The sequence below is a fragment of the Herminiimonas sp. KBW02 genome, assembly GCF_003852535.1.
Lineage (GTDB): Bacteria > Pseudomonadota > Gammaproteobacteria > Burkholderiales > Burkholderiaceae_D > Oxalicibacterium.
In genome coordinates this window covers 475,771-497,957 of sequence record NZ_QAJP01000003.1, presented here as the reverse complement: position 1 = coordinate 497,957, position 22,187 = coordinate 475,771, and the positions used below count along the sequence as shown (strand labels likewise).

Here is a 22,187-nt window from a genome sequence, read left to right as displayed (position 1 = left end):
AAAATTGTCGTTATTTGCTCGACTAAGGCCACATTTTAAAGCGTTATCGGGTCTGCATGCCTGTAAATGCAAAGGATATGCCTGCCCGCACCCACCGCTAGGGCCGAAGGCAAGCCGCACGGCTGCGAATCGGTTATCCTGATCGCCTCATTTTTTTGAACGACGCTATGTTGAAAATTGTTTCCGCCAACCTGAATGGCATACGCTCCGCCGCCAAAAAAGGCTTTTTTACCTGGATGGCCAGGCACGACGCCGACTTTATCTGTGTGCAAGAACTGAAGGCGCAGGCACCTGATATGACGCCTGAATTCCTGACGCCACCGGGCTATACCGGTTATTTCCACTATGCCGAGAAGAAGGGCTACTCCGGTGCCGGTGTGTACTGCAAAACCGTACCCGACAACGTGCAGATCGGCTTCGGCTGCGCCGAGTTCGATGCCGAAGGGCGTTATGTGCAATGTGACTTTGGCAAGTTGAGCGTGATTTCGGTGTATTGCCCGTCCGGCTCGTCCGGCGAGGAACGGCAACAGGCCAAGTTTCGCTTCATGGATGTATTCCTGCCGCACTTGCTGGAACTAAAAGCGCAAGGGCGCGACTTCGTCATCTGCGGCGACTGGAATATCGCGCACAATGAAATCGACCTGAAGAATTTCAAAGGCAATCGCAAGAACTCCGGCTTCCTGCCAGAGGAACGTGCATGGCTGTCGCGTGTATTTGATGAAGTTGAGCTGGTCGATGCATATCGTCGCCTGCATCCAAATACCACCGATGAGTGCTACACATGGTGGAGCAACCGCGGCCAGGCATATGCAAAGAACGTCGGCTGGCGCATTGATTACCAGGTGGCAACACCGGCACTGGCAGAGACCGCGCGTAGCGCTGCCATCTATAAAGATGAACGCTTCAGCGATCACGCGCCGTTGACGATAGATTACGACTGGAAACAGTAATGGCATGACCGCTTTTCACGAAGCGGTCATAAAGCATTTTTATAATCCCGGACTACGCGGGGATCGCACGACAATTTCCAAAACTCATTTCAACCATATCCGCGAACTTGGATATGATCGATAAGGGTTCAGCTTGGGGCCACCGGCGCATCGCAACTCAACCATCCTGGAAATAACCATGTCCGATCAGCCACAGCCTTCACGGAGACTAGCTCTTAAATTCCTCGCCAGCGCACCTTTGTTGCCGCTGGGCGCATCATCTGCCTTCCTTGCAGCCTGCAGCACAGCAGCACCATCCGCCGCAAAAGAATACGTCGCCACCAGCTTCACGACTATGGCTGCGCCGTCACTGGCGGATGCAGCCGCCATGGCCACTACTACGGTCGGCTCCACACTGAATGTGCACTACGGTGACAACTCGGTACAGAGCTATCGCCTCGCTTACCAACCATTCTTCATCACCGGACAAGCGGTACCGGATGGCAAGGGCGGCACCATTATTAGCGGCGGCTACTACGACATCAATAACAAGCCCATCATCGATCGCTCGGTTGCGGGGAAAGAAAGACAATTTTTCTCCGACTCGCCGGACGGCACTTCGCTGCTCGCACTGCCAAATGCGAACGTCGCCAATATCAAAGGCAAGGCAATATTCGGCGTCGTGCAGTTTGAATACACCACACGCGACCAGGCAGGTGCAGCAAGCGGCAAGAACAATGCATACGGCACCTTGCCTTCACCAATAGCAGTACTGACCCTGGACCAGGATCAAAGCAACGGCAAACTCTCACTGGTCAAATATCACAACGTCGATACCTCGTCCGTGCATGGCTTGTGGATCACTTGCGGCGCCAGCCTGTCACCGTGGAATACACATCTGTCCAGCGAAGAGTACGAGCCGGATGCGCAATTCATCAACGACAGTCCTTTCTTCAAAACTTTCAGCAAGAATTTGTTTGGTGATGAGAGCAAAGCCAACCCCTATCACTATGGTCACCTGCCGGAAATCACCGTGCATGCAGATGGCAGCGGCAGCATCAAGAAACATTTCTGCCTCGGTCGTATCTCACACGAATTGATACAAGTGATGCCTGACAATCGCACCGTATTGATGGGCGATGACTACACCAATGGCGGCCTGTTCATGTTCATCGCCGACAAGGAAAAAGATTTATCGGCGGGTACCTTGTATGTCGCCAAAGTAGGTGCGGGTTTCTCGGTCGATCCGGCTGCACCGGGTGCAGCACTGAGCTGGATTAAATTGGGTCATGCCAGCAGCGCAGAAATCGAAAAACTGGCGAACACCTTAAAGCCGTCCGACATCATGCACAGCGTCAAAACCGATCCGAATGACGCCAGCTATACCAAGCTATATGCCGACGGCATTGCGAACTGGGTCAAGCTGAAACCAGGCATGGAAAAGGCGGCAGCTTTCCTCGAAACACATCGCTATGCGAATCTGGTCGGCGCCAGCATGGGCTTTACCAAGATGGAAGGGACGACTGTCAACATCAAGGACAAGATCGCTTACTCTGCTTTGCAGAACATCCAGAACTCGATGGTAAAGAACGATCCGGCATGGAATCCGGCCAGCAACATCAGCGTCAACAAAGCCATCGTGGCTGGCGGCGTGTACGCGCACAAACTGACAGGCGGACAACGCGACACCGGCGGCACCGCAATCACCAGCGAGTGGGTACCGGTGCAAACCCGTGCCCTGTTAATCGGTGAAGATATCGCCGCCGATGCTTTGGGTAACCTGGCGAATCCGGACAAGATTGCGAATCCGGATAACCTGAAATTTTCTGAAAAAATGCGCACGCTATTCATCGGCGAAGACAGCAGCACGCACGTCAACAACTTCCTGTGGGCTTACAACGTAGACACCAAAAAGCTGGCGCGCATCATGTCTGTGCCGGCAGGCGCCGAATCCACCGGCCTGCACGCAGTCGATGAAATCAATGGCTGGACTTACATCATGAGCAACTTCCAGCATGCCGGTGACTGGAGTGGCAAATTGCACAGCAAGGTCAAAGACAAGCTGGATCCTTTGATTAAGGCCAACTACAACGACAGATTCAGCGCGGCAGTTGGTTACCTGACAGCAGATCCTATGCAACCCAGGTTGTCCAAATCTTGAGCCTGATTAAGATAAGCAGTCATGCATAAATAACAGGCGCTGCTTTTGCGCCTGTTTTTACATCTGCCGTACGCGATCCGGCCGAACACAATACAATTCAGCATTGCGTGCAAACGCAACCATTCCGCTTCTAGTTATCCGATGTCCACTGAATCCCTGTTATCCGCTGCGCCCCGCTTTGCCCGTTTGCGTTCTGCCGCCACGCCCTTTCTCTTCATTCTGCTGGGTGTGATCTATGCATCATGGGCAGCACGCATACCGGCAATCCGTGACGCATTGCAATTGAATCCGGCACAACTGGGCATGGTATTGCTGGGCGGTGGTTTTGGCGCAGTCGCATCCTTCCCTCTGGCTGCATGGCTGGTCGGGCGCTTCGGCGGACGACGCGCCGCCTGGTACTCGGGACTCGGCCTCATCGTTGTATTACCCGCGCTGGCATTAGCACCCAGCATGACATGGCTGGTGATCGTCGCGGTGGCGCTGGGCGCAGGCTCCGGTTGCTTCGATGTTGCGATTAATGCGATCGGCACCGAACAGGAAAAACAGGCAGGGCGCTCAACTATGTCGCTGCTGCATGCGTGGTTCAGCGTGGGTGCAGTCAGCGGTGCTCTGTTCGGCAGCCTGATGGCAGGCATAGGAGTCACACCGACCGTACACTTCATCATCACTGCACTTGCCTTGCTACTGCCCTTGTACATCGCTTACCAGGCATTGCCCACGGACCAGATAGAGCATGTCAGCAGCAAACAATACTTTGCAATTGCGCACGGCCCGCTGGTTGCGCTTGGCATCATCGGATTTTGCGGTGCAGTTGCAGAAGGCTCGATCGCCGACTGGAGCGGCGTCTTCATGAAGGATCGCATGGCTGCACATGATGGCGTTGCGCCATTGGCCTATGCAGGTTTTGCAGCACTCATGCTGGCGGCTCGCCTGGTGTGTGATCGCTTCAAGGACAGATACGGCGCGCGACGTGTGGTTGCAGTCGGTGCCTCATTCGCCGCATGCGGCATCTTTATTGCCGTTGCTGCGATCAACATTCCACTAACCATATTCGGTTTCGCGATAGCGGGCGCCGGCTTTGCTTCCGTCTTTCCATTTGTGTTCAGCTCTGCCGGACGACATGGTGCGACGGCATTGGCGGCGGTAGCCACCTTCAGTTACAGCGGCGGTCTGATCGGACCGCCTGTCATTGGCTTTCTGGCGCAAGGCTGGGGCATGCAGGTCGCACTTGGCCTGATTGGTGTCATGGCTATCGCGATTGCCATCTCAGCCAGCCGTGCACGCTGGCTTGAATAATATTAAAAACGTTTGGATACAGGTTGTCGGCTTCGGAAGCGCAAGGCGAGCATAGCCGACAGATACAGCAAGACTAGTCCGCCACTCAGCAAGATTTCATCCATCCAGTCGAAACGCTCATCGAATGCATCGCCGATGATGGCGAGTGTGAGCAACACCAGAATCAGGTGCGCACAGAACACCGGCAATGACGCAGCGCCCATCGTTTCCAGAAATTTAAAGCGAGGAAGCTCTACGCGCTTGGCACTGCCGATGTGCATGACGATCACTAGCAGTGCCATAAAATTAAGCAGGCGTAATGGCCCGAGGTGCCATTTATCCAGCCACAGATTCAATGTTTCATTGCCGGGGAACGGTATCTGCCCGACCGTATGACGCCAGATGAAAAACATCAGCGCCAGTGCAACTGCAGTCCACACCAGGCGCGGCATAAATGCATTACGTCCTTGCAAAACACCGTTCGCATCCAGCGAACCCAGCCACAAACCAAATACCCACAACAATTGCCATGCAAAGGTTTCAAAGGATCCGGTCTCGCGGAATGGAACTGGCAAACCAGTAACCGCAACCAGCATGCTGTACAGGAACGAAGACAGGCCGAACTGTGCGGCCAGCCACAAGGTTATGCTCACGATAAAGATGCCACGCCAGCCATGTCGCATGCCATGTGCGAGTATCCACGGACTGATCAGCAGCAACATCACATACAGCGGCAGGATGTCGAGCAAGGGCGGGTTGTAAATCAACATGATGCCGCCCAGCAAACCCGACACTGGATTTTCCAGATAGTAGCCAATCAGATTTTTCAGGCCGGACTGATCGAATTTCAATCCCAATGCGGCAATCAGCGTGAATAGCAGGAGCAGGCAGGCGACGTGGCAGGCGTAAACCGTCAGTGTGCGTTTGAAGAAAGCCCTGCGCATAGCGTCTACACCATCCCGCATAGCCTTGCTGGTGTAGATCATGCCCGCCATGAAAGCAGACAGCATGACAAAGCCTTCCGCCGCCGACACATAGCCCAGCGTCTGTCCGAATCCGATACTGAAACGGGTAGGCAGGTGAGTGGAAAACATCATGACCAACATCAAGCCGCGCAGGGCATCGAGCTCCCAGCGGCGCTGTATTACTGTATTCATGGATAGCGGCAGGCATATGCTGACGAGTAACAGCAATGCCTTGTTCGTTCAGGCAAGAACGACGGTAGACCTGTGTATGTACTAAAGGTTCGCGCAGATTGCTTACATCTGCATACGACCGCGCTGCTGCAGGTGATGCAGGACAACACCGACCACGAAACCAGCACCGACATTCCACATGCACAAGGCGGCGGTCAGCAACACTACGACGCGTGCGCCACGATCTGCGGGAAAAACGCTACTACCCAGTGCCAGCTGAGCTCCGGTGAGAAACAGAATGACGCCCAGCACCGCTGTGGGAAACAGCTTAAACAACACTTCTACTGAATCGCTGAAGAAAAATGCCAGCATCAGCAACACTGCCCCCAGGATGACTACCGCACCGCCGGTCCTCGCACCGAACGCAATATGTCCGGCCATACCACCTGCGCCATGACACATCGGAACGCCACCGACCGATGCACTGAACAAATTCATGAAACCAGTTGAGATCGATACGCTGCGCTCGCTCACTGGCCGCTGCGGAAACAAGCGGTTGTTCTCTTCCTTGATGGCGATCACGGCATTGCCGAGAGTCAAAGGGATTTGCGGCAATGCGAGCAAAACCGCACCCACAAAGAATTGATTCCACGATAGATCAGTCAGGGCAAATGTCGGTAAATGAAAACCTATATTGCTTTGTGCCAGTGCCGTCAGCAATTCCGGATTTTGCACTACTCCGACTGCCGCACCAAAGGCCAGCAAGACAAACATTGCGGGTATTTTTTTATTTCCCATCAACAGCAAGGTACCGCTACCGCCTATTACCGCAATCAGCCAATCGGTCTGCATCATCGTCACGCCTTGCAACATGAAGCCAAACCCCAGACCGAACACGATACCGATAATGACCGGTGGCGGCACCAGTCGCGCCACGCGCGAGACCAGGCCGGTCACGCCGAGCAACAGCCAGATGACGCCTGTCACCAGCGTTGCGCTATACACTGCGGCCGGAGTCACGACTGCAGTCTGCACCGCCTGCAAAGCCGCAACCGCGCCGATTGCCTTCATAGGTTGCACCGGGAATGGCGTCTTGTAATACAGGCCACACACCAGCATACAAATACCGAATGCAAACAACACGCCGAACGGGTTCATCTTCAGCACGCCGATATAGGCAGCAATGAACGGAATCAGCGTGCCCAGGTCACCAAAGGCACCGGCCCACTCCATGCGGTCGTAGCGATTATGCGGTGCGCTGTCGGTCAGCGGCGTATTACTGGATGCGCTCATATATCCGGTCGTGACAAATCAGGAGATCGATGCCAGCGGCAGATTCAACAATAAATTCTGCGGCTTGATGCGCAACAATTCTTCCGCATTCATTGCACAAGCCATATACACAGGGCGACCTGCGACATCGGCACGCACCACGGCCGGATCAACGAAGTCGAGCTGGAACAGGGACAGGATGCGGCGATTGCGCTCCTCTTCCAATTCCGACCCTGTATATAAATCATTCAGGATGGCGCTGGCTTCGGCATCCAGGCCTATATGCCAGGCCCAGTGCCTGGCTTCAATCGCACGCAACGGCCGCACGACTACGGAGACGCCGTAGAAGTGCTGTATCCACTTTTCCACGATCCGACAAAATGCTGTTAACGCGGCACGACCGTAGGCAAAGCTGATGACCGTATCGTGTCGTTCGTTGCGCGCCCAATAGGTGTCGGCGTTTTCCTGATCCAGCACATCCAGCTCGACACGCCGTGGCTTGGTATTAGCCTCTATCAGCAAACGACCGATATCGCCGTAATTGCCGCCAGTCGCATGCAACTCGACGGTATCGGCATCAGCCAACATGACGGCACCGTTTTCTATCGCTACTTTTTGTTTGCGGAAAAACAGTTCGGCAGCGCGGATTTGCAAGGCTTCTTCACTGCCATCCAGCATGCCGTGTACGATCATCTGTGTCAGCTGGTCGATGAAAACCGGCGGCACATTGATGCTCCCCCCACGGAATAAATCGAGATACGCCGCTTCCAGCGTAGGCGCTGCCAGCAAACGGTCACGCCACGCCAGCAGGATGCGATAGTTATCCTGCGCATCGGCATCCTGCAGCGCGCTGATGTCCGCTTCCGTGACGACCCGCCGTGGCTCGGCCAGCAAAGCAGCATGCAACGCACGTTCACGTTCACAAGATTCATCTATCGGCGCCACTTCCGGCCGGTGCCACCAGGCACGCAACAGGTCATCACTTAACAGCAAACGGCCGTCAACATCGCGACGGGTCAGTTTGTAACCAGAATGCGGCCAGAACTCCTGCCGGAACTGGGCCGCCATTATTTGCACACCCTTAGCTCGTTTGTCGTCAGTTCACAGTGCACACGGCTCTCCCTTACAACAAATCATCCGGCGGCTCATCGCCGGCCAATACACCGTAGTTGAATGGCAAACCTTCACCCTTACGTATCAACTCATCGGCCGTTTCATACACATTGGGACAACCTGTTTCCGCAATCAGCGCCTGCACAATGGCGACTTTCCAGGCATCGACACCTGCCGACTGAAATTCGCAGATCAGGTAACCCTTCTGGTCGCCATACCAGTCCACCAGCAAACCCGACAATTCATCTTCATCGCCTATTACCAATGGCAAACGCTTGGTCACACCCACCCGCTTACCCTTGGCAGCAGCAACACGTTTTTGGATCGCAGCCTTGACGCGACGTTTGATCAGCGCATGATCGACCGGTTGCGCTTCATCGAAAGTCCAGACGCGTGCCTGGATCTGGGATTTCGGTGCATGCGCAGCGCGCGCCAGGAATTTGCCTGACGACGAGCGCACCAGCGCGGTTGCACCCTGCTTCATGCGTTCCGCCGGCTTGCCATCAACGCGTTCGACTGCGGATGCATAAATCCATGGCTGGCGTGCGAGCAGGCTTTTTTCTTTGCCTTGTTTAATGGTGATGATCAGCATAGGAATAATTGCAGCGGTATAGGGAAGGCTCCCATGATAAACCGTCGTTAGCAGTTGCAGCAGAAAAACCCCCGTTATCCCTGCATTCCGGCGACAGGCATCGCTGCATCGCTTGCTGCCAGGGCACTCTTGTGTCAGCATCTCAGCCTGTTGGCGCAATGTCGCCACTCCTTTCAATCAAGGTAAGAAAAGATGATTTTTCGCAACAGCGATGGTGTACGGCGTTCATGGGCAGACACTTTCAAGGTCTATCTGGAAACCGCCACTTTGCGCATGCTGTTGCTCGGATTTTCCGCCGGATTACCCCTGATGCTGGTACTCGGCACGCTCAGCTTCTGGCTGCGCGAGGCCGGTATCGATCGCAGCACCATCGGCTACCTGAGCTGGGTCGGCCTGGCCTATGCGTTCAAATGGGTATGGGCGCCACTGGTCGACCGGGTACCTATCCCGCTGCTGACACGCTGGATGGGACGGCGCCGTAGCTGGCTGCTGCTCTCGCAACTGGCAATCATGGCCGGACTGGTCGGCATGGCATTGAACGATCCGCACGTCGCGCTGGAACCGGTGGTCTGGTGCGCGCTCATGGTGGCCTTCGGCTCCGCCACACAAGATATTTCCCTCGACGCGTTCCGTATTGAATCCGCGGATACCGACCGCCAGGCAGCACTGGCGGCCAGCTACCAGACCGGCTACCGACTCGCGATGATCTGGGCCGGTGCAGGCGTCTTGTGGATCGCGGCACGCGCGGAGATCGTCGGCAACGGCAGCTACCAGCCCGGTGCCTGGCGCGTCGCGTACTTCGCGATGGCGCTATCCATGCTGGTCGGTGTGATCACGGTCTTGTTCTCGGCGGAACCGGCGCGACGCGTCCTGCCGCCAGCCAAGAATGTCGCTGCGTGGCTGGACGACGTATTGATAGGGCCGTTCCGCGAATTCATCGTGCGCTACCGCTGGCAGGCGCTGCTGATCCTGGCCCTGATCGCGACTTACCGCATCAGCGATGTCGTGATGGGCATTATGGCAAATCCGTTTTATGTGGATATGGGTTACAGCAAGGATGAGGTGGCAGCTGTCACCAAGATCTTTGGCATCATCATGACGCTGGTGGGGGCCTTCATAGGCGGGGCATTGTCGATGCGCTTCGGCATGATGCGCATACTCGCGCTCGGCGCCATCCTGAGCTCTGCCAGTAATCTGCTGTTTGTCTGGCTGGCCGGGCACGGCCACGATGTGCAGGCGCTGGTACTGGTAATTTCTGCAGACAATCTGGCCAGCGGCATCGCCAGTGCCGCCTTCATCGCCTACCTGTCCAGCCTGACCAACATCAGTTACTCGGCCACGCAATATGCATTGTTCAGTTCGATGATGTTGCTGCTGCCGAAATTCATCGCCGGTTATTCCGGTGCGTATGTCGACAGTTTTGGCTACGCCAGCTTCTTTACCGGTACTGCCTTGCTTGGCCTGCCAGTCATCGTCCTGCTGTGGTTTGCGGCGCGCACGTCACCAAAAACGGCAGCGCAGGGAACGACAACCGCACAGCAGGAAAGTTAAGCCTTACTGCTTTTTCCGCAAACGGAATACAGCGAGGCTGCCGCGCCAGTTACGCATGAAGCTGACGGGCTCGCCTTCGTTCAGGGCGACACATTCCACGACTTCCAGCCCGACTTCATTCGCCAGTTCTTCAAAGTCATTGATCGTCGCGCAACGCAGGTTGGGCGTGTCATACCATTCATACGGCAGGCTTTTGGATACCGGCATGCGTCCGCGCAACAAGGCAATCCGATGCGGCCAGTAAGCAAAATTAGGAAAAGATACTATTGCCTCACGGCCGACGCGTGAAATATCGCGCAGCACACCCTCAACGTCTTTCATCATCTGCAGGGCAGACAGACACAAGACCGTATCAAATGCGTTATCGGCAAAAATCGCCAGGCCGGCTTCGAGATCGCGCTGGATCACGGAGACGCCACGATCGATACACAGCGGTATTTCCTTGTCGTCGATTTCTATGCCATAGCCGCTGCATTGCTTGTCCGATTGCAGATAGTCCAGCATGACGCCATCGCCACAACCGAGATCCAGCACCTTGGTGCCTGGATTGATCCAGTGTGCGATAAACGCGAGGTCAGGTCGCAGGGCGCTTAATTGTTGGAAGTTCATGCGCTTGCTCCTGCTTTCAGGCTACCGCCATCAATTTCTTCATACACCCGTGCAAAGTAGGAACGCACGACATTCATATAACGCTGGTCGTCGAGCAGGAAAGCATCGTGCCCATGCGGCGCATCGATCTCTGCATAGGTGACGGTGCGATTATTATTAACCAGTGCCTGCACCATTTCATGGCTGCGCTCAGGCGAGAAACGCCAGTCTGTTGTGAACGACACCAGCAGGAACTTGGCGCGTGTATGCTCCAAAGTCTTGGTCAGGTCGCCGCCGAAGTCCTTGGCCGGATCGAAGTAATCCAGCGCCTTGGTAATCAGCAAATACGTATTCGCGTCGAAGTAGGTCGAGAATTTGTCGCCCTGATAGCGCAGGTACGATTCAATCTCGAAGTCGATACCGAAACCAAATTGATACGAACCGGAACGCAACTCACGGCCAAACTTGGCCGCCATATCGTCGTCCGACAAATAAGTGATGTGACCCAGCATGCGCGCCACACGCAAACCATTCTTCGGCACTACACCGTGCGCGTAAAAATCGCCACCGTGATAATCAGGGTCGGTCAGGATCGCTTGTCGTGCCACATCATCGAAAGCTATGTTTTGTGCTGTCAGCTTCGGCGTGGATGCGATCACCACGCAATGGCGCAAACGTTCCGGGAACAGAATGCTCCAGGCCAGCGCCTGCATGCCGCCCAGCGAACCACCCATGACGGCAGCAAATTGCTTGATGCCCAACTCATCCGCCAGGCGCGCCTGCGACTGTACCCAGTCCTCTACTGTCACCACCGGGAAATGCGCGCCGTACTGTTTGCCGGTCGCCGGATTGATATGCATAGGCCCGGTTGAGCCAAAGCAGGAGCCGAGGTTATTGACGCCGATAACGAAGTACTTATTCGTATCCAGTGGCTTGCCCGGCCCGACCATATTGTCCCACCAGCCGGTAGTGCCCGCGTCTTCGCTATAGGTGCCCGCGACGTGGTGCGAAGCATTCAGTGCATGGCACACCAGTACCGCGTTCGAATGATCGGCATTCAAGGTACCGTAGGTTTCATACACCAGCGTGTAGCCGGCAATTTCCGCGCCGCTCTGCAAGGGCAGCGGTTTCGCGAAAAACATGGATTGCGGTGCAACGATTCCGATTGAGGTCATGTTATCTATTCAGGAGAAGGGCCTGCTGCTTCAGCACTGGTTTCTCTGGCATTACAAAAAAACAAAAGCCCGAAAGCGATCCGCTTATCGGGCTAAATTCGAGACTCAGTTGCGAGCACGCTTTAGCCGTATTTATTATGCGCCCGCAAGCTGATGTCAAATCGGCGCAATGCCATAAGAATAAACAAGTCGCCCCGCGCCGTCAAACGGGCTGCGCTTCTGCGGCAAACCATCATGGACAAATAAACAATAAAAAGACAGCGCCAGCAGCGATTCTGACCAAAAACAGTTGAAACAGCATGAAATCCGGCGCAGTCCCGAGTCCGCACCACAAAACCGAACGCAACATCTGATCAGGATAAGCGGCAATGTGTGTCGGAACATTGAGTTCGATTACCATAGGTTAAGACGGCTTATCGCATACCCGAATATATAAATTGAATACTCATGACCATTCATAACGCACGCGACGAGGACATACAACCCAAGACCGGGCCGCGCTCGCTTGCCGATCTGTTTTTTTCCTTCACGCTATTGGCACTGCAAGGCTTCGGCGGCGTACTCGCCATCGTGCAACGCGAGCTGGTGGAAAAGAAGAAGTGGCTGACACCGGAAGAGTTTGTGGAAGACTGGGCTGTCGCGCAAATCATGCCGGGGCCGAATGTCGTGAATATGTCCATCATTGTCGGTGGTCGCCACTTCGGCCTGGCCGGTGCGATGGCGGCTCTGGGCGGCATGCTCCTGCTGCCCTTGTTGCTGATCCTGACGATTGCCATTATCTACGCGCCTTTTGCACATTACCCGCCGGTGGTCGATGCCTTGCGCGCGATGGGTGCAGTGGCTGCAGGTCTGATACTCGCTACCGGCGTCAAACTGGCGCGGGGCTTGAAGAAGAATCCACTCGGGCCACGTCTGTGTCTTTTGCTCGGGGCACTGTGCTTTATTGGTGTCGCGCTGCTACGGCTGCCTTTGGTATATCCATTATTCGGCCTCGGTCTGGTCGGCTGCATACTCGCTTACCGGAAGCTGGCACCGTGAACACTTCCTTGCATCTATTCATGCAAACCAGCGACTGGTTGCATCTGTTCCTGCATTACGTATCCCTCTCCCTGCTCTCACTCGGTGGCGCGATTGCAGCGGCACCGGAGATGCATCGCTATCTGGTGGATGAACAGCATTGGCTGACCGATGCGCAATTCAGCACCTCCATCACCATCGCGCAGGCAGCCCCCGGTCCTAATGTTTTGTTCGTGGCTTTGATGGGATGGAATATAGGACTGAATGCAGGCGACATGAGTACGGGCTTGCTCGGCATGGTGGTCTGCATGACAGGGATACTGCTGCCCAGCACCACCTTCACGTATCTGGCAACGCGCTGGGTGCATCGCAATCGCGAGCTGCGCTCCGTGCGCGCGTTCAAACTGGGGATGGGACCTATCGTGGTTGGCCTTGTATTTGCAACCGGCTGGATACTCGCCAGCGCACATAGCAAGCCGTCCGAAGACTGGCCGTTATGGCTCATCACAGTCGTCACCGTATTGCTCATGTTAAATACACGCATCCACATCCTGTGGCTGCTGGCAGCGGGGGCGGTGATCGGTGCTCTGGGCTGGATTTAAAGTAAACGGGTAGTCACAACTGCGCTCGCAGACAGATTACAAAGTACGTAGTTTTTCTACCGCTTCGTTAATCGCTTTCGGCTCAAAGATGCGTGTGATTTTTTTGGTCACCGGTTCGAGTACGGTCAGATCGCTGTTCAAAATTTCATTCTTGACCGACAGCAGCTGCGACGGATGCATGGAGAATTCGCGCAAACCCATACCCAGCAAGAGACGCGTCATATTCGTATCACCGGCCATTTCACCGCATACCGAAATAGGCACGCCCGCTTTGGCCGCTATCGCTATCGTGCTCGATAACAGATACAAGACCGCAGGATGCAATGGGTTATACAAATGCGCGACTTCATGATCAACACGATCAATCGCCAATGTGTACTGAATCAAATCATTGGTTCCGAGCGACAGGAAGTCCATACGCTTGATAAACAAGGGCAGGGTCAATGCTGCAGCAGGAATTTCGATCATGGCGCCAACCGGCAGCTCCGGATCAAATTTGATTTTCTCTTCGCGTAACTGGGCCTTGGCCTGCCCTATCATCAACAGGGTCTGGTCGATTTCAAATGCATGCGCCAGCATAGGCACCAGCAGTTTGACCGGGCCAAAAGCCGAAGCGCGCAAGATCGCACGCAACTGCGTCAGGAACATTTGCGGCTCGGACAGACAGAAACGAATTGCGCGCAAACCCAGCGCCGGATTCAACGCCGTCTGCTCGGCAAAATCAAGCGGCTTGTCGGCACCGATGTCCAGGGTACGTATCGTGACCGGACGTCCTTTCATCGCAATAACGGCGCGCTTATAGGATTCGAATTGCTCGTCTTCCGAAGGCAGTTTATTCGCGTGACCAGTACGTCCCATGAAAAGGAACTCGGAACGGAACAAACCTATGCCATGCGCACCCGCATCCATCGCGTGTGCGCAATCGTCAGGGAATTCAATATTCGCCAGCAAGGTAATCGGTGTACCATCCAAAGTCAGCGATGGCGTTTTCTTCAGCTTGCCCAGTTTCTTGCGCTCGCGCACCTGGCGCGCCTGTTTCTCACGATACTGATCCAGCACGACCGGAGTCGGATCGACTACCACGACGCCGGCATCACCATCGATGATGAGCCAGTCGCCTTGCACGATCAGTTCAGACGCATTCGAGACACCGACGGTAGCCGGAATATCCAGGCTACGCGCGACAATCGCCGTGTGCGAGTTTTGGCCACCTACGTCGGTGATGAAACCATTGAAGGCACGATTGCGGAATTGCAGCATATCGGCCGGGGAAATATCGTGCGCGACCACGATCATGCTGGCACTGCCTTCACTGCCATCCGACTTCGGCAGCAGATTGGCGCTACCGGTCAGGACTTTGAGTACGCGTTCACCGACTTGCTGAATATCGGCACGTCGTTCGCGCAGGTAGGGATCTTCTATTTCCTCAAACTGTGCAGACAATTCTTCGATCTGCGTGACCAGCGCCCATTCGGCGTTGTAGTAGCGCGAGCGGATGATATCCAGCGGCATTTCCGAAATCATCGGATCAGAAAGTATCAGTGCGTGCACATCGATAAATGCGCCGAGTTCGGCCGGCGCATCCTGCGGCAATTCATTCCAGATGGTTTGCAATTCGGCGTGAACTGCCGCGATGGCTGATTGCAGACGCGAGACTTCCGCTTCGACCTGATCGTCGGCGATGAGGTAATGCTGTACATCGAGCGCTGCCGGCGCAAGCAGATGTGCGCGGCCGATTGCAATGCCGCGCGATACTGGAATGCCGTGTAGCGTGAAAGAAGTCATCGGTTCGGTCCGAAGCTAGGGAACAACAAAACGGAAATAAGGCCAGTCTGTGCAAGCAAGGTGCTTGCCAAGTTTATCGGCTTATTCGCCTTCGCCGAATTTATTTTGGATCAGCAGCTCGAGTGCATCGAAGCACTCTTTTTCATCCGGCCCGTCTGTTTCCAGGGTCACCTTGGAACCCTTGCCGGCGGCCAGCATCATCACGCCCATGATGGACTTGGCATTGACGCGGCGCTTGTTGCGCGTCATCCAGACTTCGCTTTTGTATTTCGCTGCCAGTTGTGTGAGTTTGGCTGATGCGCGTGCATGCAAGCCGAGTTTGTTGATAATTTCGATTTCTTGTTCGATCATTTTTCTTATAGATTTGGGTTCAAATTAATTCGGCGAAAGTCGTACGCGGTTGTCCACCCTGACCGCGCCGCCCTGGCCACCCGCCAGCGCCATTTCCACTACTACATCCAGTGTGTCTTGCCGATACGTAATTGCGCGCAACAGCATCGGCAGACTGATACCTGCAATGACGGCTACATTATCAACATTGCACAAACCCAAAGTACAGTTGGACGGCGTACCGCCCATGACATCTGTAATCACCAGCACACCAGAGCCATCATCCAGACCAACAATGGCTTTCTTCGCCAGGCGCTCAACTTCGCCTGTGTCCTGATCTGCGTTCACATCGACTGCGTCGAGGCGCTCCGGACGCGTGCGGAAGACATGAGTCGCAGCCGAGATAAAGGCTTGTCCCAGCGGCGCGTGCGTCAATAACAAAATACCGACCATCTATTTAATCCGAACCTTTTTCACGCCAGAATTTGCCCGGCAAGCGCAAATTCTATCAATTACTCAGGAATTCCAGGTTTCAACATTTTTTTCCAGTGCATCAACAAACATTCCGGCAACATCAAAGCCGGTTTGCTGCTTGATTTCCTGGAAGCAAGTAGGGCTGGTTACATTTAATTCAGTCATGTAACTACCAATTGCGTCCAATCCTACCAGTAACAAGCCTCTTTTTAGTAAAAGTGGCGCCAAAGCCTCACCGATTTCACGATCACGCGCCGAAATTTCACGCGCTACGCCGATGCCACCGACCGCCAGATTACCGCGTATTTCGGTCCCTTGCGGGATGCGCGCCAGGCAGTAAGGCACGACTTGTCCGCCGATCAGCAGGATGCGCTTGTCGCCATCGGTAATTTCCGGGATGTAACGCTGCACCATGATGGTACGGCTACCGTTATCAGACAGGGTTTCGATGATGGAACCCAGGTTCAGGGCATCGTCTTTAACACGGAAAATACCGGCACCACCCATGCCGTCCAGCGGCTTGAGGATGATGTCGCGATGCTCCTCATGGAAAGCACGCACCCGCGTCGCGTCGGCAGTGACCAGCGTAGGCGCAATGTATTGCGGGAATTGGGCAATCGCAAGCTTTTCGTTGAAGCTGCGTATCGCTTCCGGTTTGTTGAAGACACGCGCGCCCTGTTGCTGCGCCAGCTCCAGCAAATAGGTCGCGTAGATGTACTCCATATTGAAAGGCGGATCAGTGCGCTCGAGGATGGCGTCGAAGCTGGTCAACTCCTGCGCCACCGGCGCCTCCTGGCGATACCAGTCTTCCTGCCCGCCGCCTGTGAGAATCACGGGCGAGACATTGGCAATGACCTTGCCGCCTTCGAACGCCATATCCTTGTGCTGGAAAACATGGATGCTATGACCGCGTCGAGCCGCTTCGGCCATCATCGCGTAGGTAGAGTCCTTGTAGATTTTAAAACCAGCGAGCGGATCGGCAACAAAGACTATTTTCATTCAACACGTCCTGAAAAGCGCGCGGCCCGACTGCATCGGACCAGCATGTTATTGGTAGGTATTACAAAGGACTCAATTGTGACACCAAGTCGGATTTTTCACCGAAAGTGAAATCGCCACCGGCGAGGGTGGCGATGTGGGTCTTAATATACTTCTGGATTGGGATCGGTTTTTTCCATCTCCAGCGACGCCGCCAGCAGCGCCAGCCGTGCCACCACGCCGTACATATAGAAGCGGTTCGGTGCCACGGTTCCCGGCTTGGCCTGGTAATCCGGCAATGCATGCTGATGCGCAAAAGCCAGCGGTACGAAGTGCGCACCAGGCGCATTCAGGTTTTCATGATTGCCGCGTTCCGAGTGGACGCGATAGAAACCACCGACCACATAGCGATCTATCATGTACACCACCGGCTCCGCGACGGATTCATTGATACGCTCGAATGTCGGCACGCCTTCCTGCAGGATGACGTCTGTCACTTCCAGACCATCCTTGACCACCGCCATCTTGTTACGCTGTTTGCGATTCAGGTCTTTCACCTCACTCGCATCATGCACGGTCATGATGCCCATGCCATAGGTACCGGCGTCGGCTTTGATGACGACGAATGGTTTTTCCTTGATGCCGTATTCCTTGTACTTCTTGCGCATCTTGGCGAGCAGGGTATCCACATTCGAAGCCAGGCAATCTTCACCTGTATTGTCATTGAAGTTAATGCCTTCGCACTTCATGAAAAATGGATTCAGCATCCATGGATCGACATCAATCAGCTTGGCAAATTTCTTGACCACTTCGTCATAGGCGGCAAAGTGATTGGTCTTGCGTCGTACCGCCCAACCTGCATGCAAAGGCGGCAGCAGGTTTTGCTCATTCACGTTTTCCAGTATGGCTGGCAAGCCGGATGACAGGTCGTTGTTCAGCAGGATAGTGCAGGGGTCGAAGTTTTTCAGGCCGACACGGCGACCGTTCTGCGAACGCTCGAGTGGCTCCAGCGTCAGCGTGGTGCCGTCCGGCAATTCGATCGGCGTCGGGCCGGTCACATCCGGCGACAACGAACCCAGGCGCACATTCAAACCGGTCTGACGGAAGATTTGCATCAGGCGCGCGACGTTTTGCAGGTAGAAGGTATTGCGGGTGTGGCCTTCCGGCACCAGCAGCAAATTCTTGGCATCTGGACAATATTTTTCTATCGCCGCCATCGCCGCTTGCACTGCCAGCGGCAGCATTTCGGGCGAAAGATTATTAAAACCACCAGGGAACAGGTTGGTATCGACCGGTGCCAGCTTGAAACCTGCATTGCGCAAATCGACCGAGCAATAAAACGGTGGGGTATGTTCTTGCCACTCCAGCCTGAACCAGCGCTCGATGGCAGGGGTGGCGGTCAGGATTTTCTTTTCGAGGTCAAGCAGCGGACCGTTCAAAGCCGTGACGAGATGCGGAACCATATAAACCTTTTGTGCTGAAACTATCGTTAATTGAAGCTGATTCTAACGGGAAAAGCCGCTTGCGTCGTCCGCATTGCAGGCGGATTTGCTCAATTTGGCATACGTAGATTAGGGCTGGAAAGCCTTTTTAAAGTCCCAAACCAGCTCGCAAATGAAAAAAGCGCCCCGCGAGGGGGCGCTTTCTTTAGGTACCCCACTTGCGCGGGGCCATCACGTTACAACTGTTATCAGGAGTGATAAGCCGTTTCACCGTGGCTGGTGATGTCCAGACCTTCACGTTCCGCTTCATCCGAAACACGCAGACCGATGACCAGATCAACCAGTTTGTAGATGATGAAGGCAACCACAGCCGTCCACACTACAGTGATCAATACAGCTTTGAACTGCACCATCACTTGGTGAGCGATCGAGAAGTCTGCTGCACCGGTACCACCAAACGATGGGGCAGCCAGAACACCAGTCAGGATCGCGCCGACGATACCGCCAACACCGTGCACACCGAATACGTCGAACGCATCATCCGCACCCAGCAGGCGTTTCAGACCGCTCACACCCCATACGCAGACTGCACCGACGATCAGGCCGAGAACGATGGAGCCCATAGGACCGACGAAACCGGCAGCAGGTGTGATACCAACCAGACCAGCAACCGCACCGGAAGCAGCACCCAGCATCGAAGCCTTGCCTTTGAGCATGGATTCAGTGGTGATCCAGGCCAGTGTTGCAGCGCCGGTTGCCAGAATGGTGTTGATGAATGCCAGGCCAGCGATCGGGTTTGCACCCAGTGCGGAACCAGCATTGAAACCGAACCAGCCCACCCACAGCAACGATGCACCAACCATCGTCAATGTCAGCGAATGCGGAGGCATTGCTTCTTTGCCGAAACCGATACGCTTGCCGACCATGTACGCACCAACCAGGCCAGCTACACCAGCATTGATGTGAACCACGGTACCGCCAGCGAAGTCGAGTGCACCGTCACCGAACAACAGACCGGTAGGAGCCCAGACCATGTGCGCAACCGGGATGTAGCTGAAAGTGAACCACAGGATGCTGAACGCCAGCACTGCAGCAAACTTCATACGTTCTGCGAAGGCACCGACAACCAGTGCACAGGTAATCGCTGCAAAAGTCGATTGGAACGCAACAAACACATACTCAGGGATCGTGCCGGACAAGGTGTCTGGTTTGATACCGTTCAGGAAGAGTTTGCCGAAGGTTCCGACGAAGGAGCCGCCATCCGCGAACACCAGGCTATAGCCATACAGGCACCACAGCACGGTGATAGTCGAGAAGATCACGAAGACCTGCATCAACACGGACAACATATTTTTCGAACGGCCAAGGCCGCCGTAGAACAATGCGAGGCCAGGGATGGTCATCAGGATAACCAGCATCGTCGATGTCAGCATCCAGGCGGTATCACCTGTATTAAGCACGGCTTCCGGCGCAGGAGCAGCTGGCGCCTCAGCAGGTGCTGCGACTTGCGCTTCGGTCACAACCACAACCGCTTCAGCGGCTGGCGCTGCAGCCGGAGCTGCCGCGTCTTCTGCCATTGCAGGAGCCGAGAATCCGACTGCCAGCAACAGAGCACCTGTGGCAAGGGCACTTGTGAACATTTTCTTCATACTCATCTCATTCCCCTTAAAGTGCTTCTTTACCGGTTTCACCGGTACGGATGCGGACGACTTGTTGCAGGTCATAGACAAAGATCTTGCCGTCGCCGATTTTTCCGGTTCTTGCTGCAGTTTCGATCGCTTCAATCACGCGATCAACGATCGCATCATCAACCGCTGCTTCGATTTTTGTCTTAGGCAGGAAATCAACGACATACTCTGCACCGCGATACAACTCGGTGTGACCTTTTTGGCGACCGAAACCTTTAACTTCGGTAACGGTGATACCTTGCACGCCGATTGCAGACAAGGCTTCCCGCACTTCATCCAGCTTGAAGGGCTTGATAATGGCAGTAATCAGTTTCATGGGAACCTCTTACGTTATTTTTAAAATTAAAATGCTTTGGAGATCGACAGCACGCCTGTGGTACCAGCGGTTTTCTTGATCTTGCCGTTGCTGCCTGTTACTGGAGCGTCGCCACTGATATCGGTACCGATGATAGCCAGGCCAATTGTTGCGAAACCGAAGTCACGAGCCAGCGAAACTTTGTAATCGGTGTAATCAGATGCGCTGTTGTGACGCACTTTTTGATGACCGACGTGGAAGCCCAAAGTAGTTTTATCCATGACTTCGAAGTTTGCGTTCAACTCGAGGTAGCCCGAACCTTTGGAATCAGGTGTTGCAAAGAAATCCGATACGGTGTGGCTGTATTTCGCGGTGAACCATTTGTAACCGATCGAGCCGTATACTTCAGTCGTGTTGTACTTTTTACCGGTCGCGAAATTGTCTGCACCTGGGTAGTAGTAGTACAGAACACCGACATCCGCTGCGACGTCAGGTGTAATATTGAATTTGTAACCACCGTACAGATCCATTTCGATCGAACCGTTGGTAAACGAATTGCCGCTTACGCTCGAGTTCCAGTTACCAACGTAGAAACCGCTGGAGTGTGCGTAGTCGAAACCGCCTTGTACAGCTGGTTGTTTAAATGTTTGTGAAACACCACGGAAACGATAGTCGCTGACTACAGAAAGGTTGCCCGTAAACGAATGTTCTGGAATAACGTCTTCTGCGTGCGCCAGGCTACCGGCGAATGCACCCATTACAGCAACCGCGATAATCAGTTTTTTCATGATGTTCCCTTTAAAGTTTTGAAAGTAGAAACCAAACATTGGTTGTCTTCGATACATATTTAGCAGGACTCATGCCAGCCTTTTTTATGCTGGTTGTACTATCATTTTTATCGTTTACAGTTGCCGACAGACATATTTCTCGTAGCAAAACCTTGAAATATGCACTTTTATAGCACACGGACAGACGGATCGCACCATTATGGTGCCAAATATTTTTAATTCAGAGGATCACATGGAAAAGCCTAATTTCTTTAACGAGATGCAAGACAAGATCAACCAGGTGCTGGAAAACTCACCCGCCAAGGACATCGAAAAAAACGTAAAAGCAATGATGAGCCAGGGCTTCTCCAAACTGGATCTGGTCACACGTGAAGAATTCGACGTGCAGGCACAGGTACTGGCTAACACCCGCGCCAAACTCGAAGCACTGGAAGCACAGGTAGCAATACTGGAAGCGCAGCTGAAAAAGTAAGGCAGTAAAAGCACTATATATATGTCGCACACGATTCAGGCCGGCAACGCGCCAGTGCTGATCGTTTGCGCCAGGCAGTAGCGATACACAGTCGGCATCGGCATCCAATCAAAAATAAGGAGCAAGCCATGCGTATGAGCGACGAAGAGTACTTCCGTAGTTGCGTCTCCAAGGAGCGCCAACTGGCCCAGCTACTGGGCTGCCACAATGTCGAAGAGTTCTATGAGAATGCTGGTTCGCTCTGGGACAACGGCAGACAACTCCCGAAATGGACGCGCGACTGGCAAGCCTGCGGCCCATTGATTGCAGCTTATGAGTTAGCAATCACTTACCAGCAAACCCCCTCCGATCCTCATGGCAAAGCCATCCATATAGGCAGCACCGTGGTCCACATCTCGGATCATCCGAGCAAAGATCAAGCCTTGATGTTTGCCATCGTCAAGGCGACCATCGCACATCTCGAGCACGCCAGGCACTGCAAGCAGCGCGCGGAGCACCATCTTTAGCTATATATAGTCAACGCA

General features: G+C 54.3%; 22 protein-coding genes. 8 read left to right on the top strand and 14 right to left on the bottom strand.

Annotation, left to right across the window (positions count from 1 at the left end; translation table 11 throughout):
* Nucleotides 1–167 precede the first annotated feature (167 nt).
* The 3 genes from DBR37_RS04220 to DBR37_RS04210 all read left to right on the top strand — a co-directional run bounded on the left by DBR37_RS04220 (nucleotide 168) and on the right by DBR37_RS04210 (nucleotide 4,386).
* Nucleotides 168–950 (top strand): exodeoxyribonuclease III, encoded by a 783-nt coding sequence (locus tag DBR37_RS04220; protein ID WP_124573152.1) that lies wholly within the window; start codon nucleotides 168–170, stop codon nucleotides 948–950.
* A gap of 178 nt (nucleotides 951–1,128) precedes the next feature.
* The gene (locus tag DBR37_RS04215; RefSeq protein ID WP_124573150.1) at nucleotides 1,129–3,090 is read left to right on the top strand and encodes a PhoX family phosphatase; all 1,962 of its coding nucleotides are present in this window, start codon (nucleotides 1,129–1,131) and stop codon (nucleotides 3,088–3,090) included.
* A 141-nt stretch (nucleotides 3,091–3,231) separates the two neighbouring features.
* Nucleotides 3,232–4,386: an MFS transporter gene (locus DBR37_RS04210; protein WP_124573148.1), complete on the top strand. Its 1,155-nt coding sequence runs from the start codon at nucleotides 3,232–3,234 to the stop codon at nucleotides 4,384–4,386.
* 2 nt (nucleotides 4,387–4,388) lie between these two features.
* On the opposite strand, the gene opgC is transcribed toward DBR37_RS04210, so the two are convergent.
* The 4 genes from opgC to DBR37_RS04190 form a co-directional block, all read right to left on the bottom strand.
* Nucleotides 4,389–5,522: an OpgC domain-containing protein gene (opgC, locus tag DBR37_RS04205; protein WP_124573146.1), complete on the bottom strand. Its 1,134-nt coding sequence runs from the start codon at nucleotides 5,520–5,522 to the stop codon at nucleotides 4,389–4,391.
* A gap of 102 nt (nucleotides 5,523–5,624) precedes the next feature.
* Entirely contained in the window at nucleotides 5,625–6,794 is a 1,170-nt protein-coding gene (locus tag DBR37_RS04200) for a putative sulfate/molybdate transporter (RefSeq protein WP_124573144.1), read from the bottom strand.
* Nucleotides 6,795–6,812: 18 nt separating this feature from the next.
* Entirely contained in the window at nucleotides 6,813–7,841 is a 1,029-nt protein-coding gene (locus tag DBR37_RS04195) for a DUF6352 family protein (RefSeq protein WP_124573142.1), read from the bottom strand.
* 55 nt (nucleotides 7,842–7,896) lie between these two features.
* The gene (locus tag DBR37_RS04190; RefSeq protein ID WP_124573140.1) at nucleotides 7,897–8,478 is read right to left on the bottom strand and encodes an SAM-dependent methyltransferase; all 582 of its coding nucleotides are present in this window, start codon (nucleotides 8,476–8,478) and stop codon (nucleotides 7,897–7,899) included.
* Between the two features lie 192 nt (nucleotides 8,479–8,670).
* On the opposite strand from DBR37_RS04190, the gene DBR37_RS04185 reads away from it, so the two are divergent.
* Entirely contained in the window at nucleotides 8,671–10,029 is a 1,359-nt protein-coding gene (locus DBR37_RS04185) for an MFS transporter (RefSeq protein WP_124573139.1), read from the top strand.
* 3 nt (nucleotides 10,030–10,032) lie between these two features.
* On the opposite strand, the gene metW is transcribed toward DBR37_RS04185, so the two are convergent.
* Entirely contained in the window at nucleotides 10,033–10,638 is a 606-nt protein-coding gene (gene metW, locus DBR37_RS04180) for a methionine biosynthesis protein MetW (protein ID WP_124573137.1), read from the bottom strand.
* Nucleotides 10,635–11,792: a homoserine O-acetyltransferase gene (locus tag DBR37_RS04175; RefSeq protein WP_124573135.1), complete on the bottom strand. Its 1,158-nt coding sequence runs from the start codon at nucleotides 11,790–11,792 to the stop codon at nucleotides 10,635–10,637. The genes metW and DBR37_RS04175 overlap by 4 nt, the downstream gene beginning before the upstream one ends.
* A 447-nt stretch (nucleotides 11,793–12,239) precedes the next feature.
* Between DBR37_RS04175 and DBR37_RS04170 the strand changes: the two genes are divergently transcribed.
* Together DBR37_RS04170 and DBR37_RS04165 are read left to right on the top strand one after the other, a co-directional pair.
* Nucleotides 12,240–12,830 (top strand): chromate transporter, encoded by a 591-nt coding sequence (locus DBR37_RS04170; protein WP_124573133.1) that lies wholly within the window; start codon nucleotides 12,240–12,242, stop codon nucleotides 12,828–12,830.
* Nucleotides 12,831–12,850: 20 nt separating this feature from the next.
* On the top strand, nucleotides 12,851–13,411 hold the full coding sequence (locus DBR37_RS04165) for a chromate transporter (RefSeq protein WP_199739038.1): 561 nt from the start codon (nucleotides 12,851–12,853) through the stop codon (nucleotides 13,409–13,411).
* A gap of 36 nt (nucleotides 13,412–13,447) precedes the next feature.
* On the opposite strand, the gene ptsP is transcribed toward DBR37_RS04165, so the two are convergent.
* From ptsP to DBR37_RS04125, 8 genes are all read right to left on the bottom strand, one after another.
* Nucleotides 13,448–15,196, bottom strand: a complete 1,749-nt coding sequence (gene ptsP / locus DBR37_RS04160) for a phosphoenolpyruvate--protein phosphotransferase (protein ID WP_124573128.1) — start codon at nucleotides 15,194–15,196, stop codon at nucleotides 13,448–13,450.
* A gap of 81 nt (nucleotides 15,197–15,277) precedes the next feature.
* Complete coding sequence (locus tag DBR37_RS04155; RefSeq protein ID WP_124573126.1) at nucleotides 15,278–15,547, bottom strand: HPr family phosphocarrier protein; 270 nt, start codon at nucleotides 15,545–15,547, stop codon at nucleotides 15,278–15,280.
* Between the two features lie 24 nt (nucleotides 15,548–15,571).
* The gene (locus DBR37_RS04150; RefSeq protein ID WP_124573125.1) at nucleotides 15,572–15,979 is read right to left on the bottom strand and encodes a PTS sugar transporter subunit IIA; all 408 of its coding nucleotides are present in this window, start codon (nucleotides 15,977–15,979) and stop codon (nucleotides 15,572–15,574) included.
* A 63-nt stretch (nucleotides 15,980–16,042) separates the two neighbouring features.
* Entirely contained in the window at nucleotides 16,043–16,999 is a 957-nt protein-coding gene (gshB, locus tag DBR37_RS04145; RefSeq protein WP_124573123.1) for a glutathione synthase, read from the bottom strand.
* Between the two features lie 143 nt (nucleotides 17,000–17,142).
* Nucleotides 17,143–18,441, bottom strand: coding sequence for a glutamate--cysteine ligase (gshA, locus tag DBR37_RS04140; protein ID WP_124573121.1), 1,299 nt, complete (start codon nucleotides 18,439–18,441; stop codon nucleotides 17,143–17,145).
* Nucleotides 18,442–18,668: 227 nt separating this feature from the next.
* Nucleotides 18,669–20,069 (bottom strand): ammonium transporter, encoded by a 1,401-nt coding sequence (locus tag DBR37_RS04135; RefSeq protein ID WP_199739037.1) that lies wholly within the window; start codon nucleotides 20,067–20,069, stop codon nucleotides 18,669–18,671.
* Nucleotides 20,070–20,085: 16 nt separating this feature from the next.
* Nucleotides 20,086–20,424 (bottom strand): P-II family nitrogen regulator, encoded by a 339-nt coding sequence (glnK, locus tag DBR37_RS04130; RefSeq protein WP_011979395.1) that lies wholly within the window; start codon nucleotides 20,422–20,424, stop codon nucleotides 20,086–20,088.
* A 26-nt stretch (nucleotides 20,425–20,450) separates the two neighbouring features.
* Nucleotides 20,451–21,191, bottom strand: a complete 741-nt coding sequence (locus DBR37_RS04125) for a TorF family putative porin (protein ID WP_124573118.1) — start codon at nucleotides 21,189–21,191, stop codon at nucleotides 20,451–20,453.
* Between the two features lie 232 nt (nucleotides 21,192–21,423).
* On the opposite strand from DBR37_RS04125, the gene DBR37_RS04120 reads away from it, so the two are divergent.
* Together DBR37_RS04120 and DBR37_RS04115 are read left to right on the top strand one after the other, a co-directional pair.
* A complete protein-coding gene (locus tag DBR37_RS04120; protein WP_124573116.1) occupies nucleotides 21,424–21,663 on the top strand; it encodes an accessory factor UbiK family protein in 240 nt (79 codons plus the stop codon).
* 128 nt (nucleotides 21,664–21,791) lie between these two features.
* Entirely contained in the window at nucleotides 21,792–22,169 is a 378-nt protein-coding gene (locus DBR37_RS04115) for an aminoacyl-tRNA synthetase (protein WP_124573114.1), read from the top strand.
* Nucleotides 22,170–22,187 lie beyond the last annotated feature (18 nt).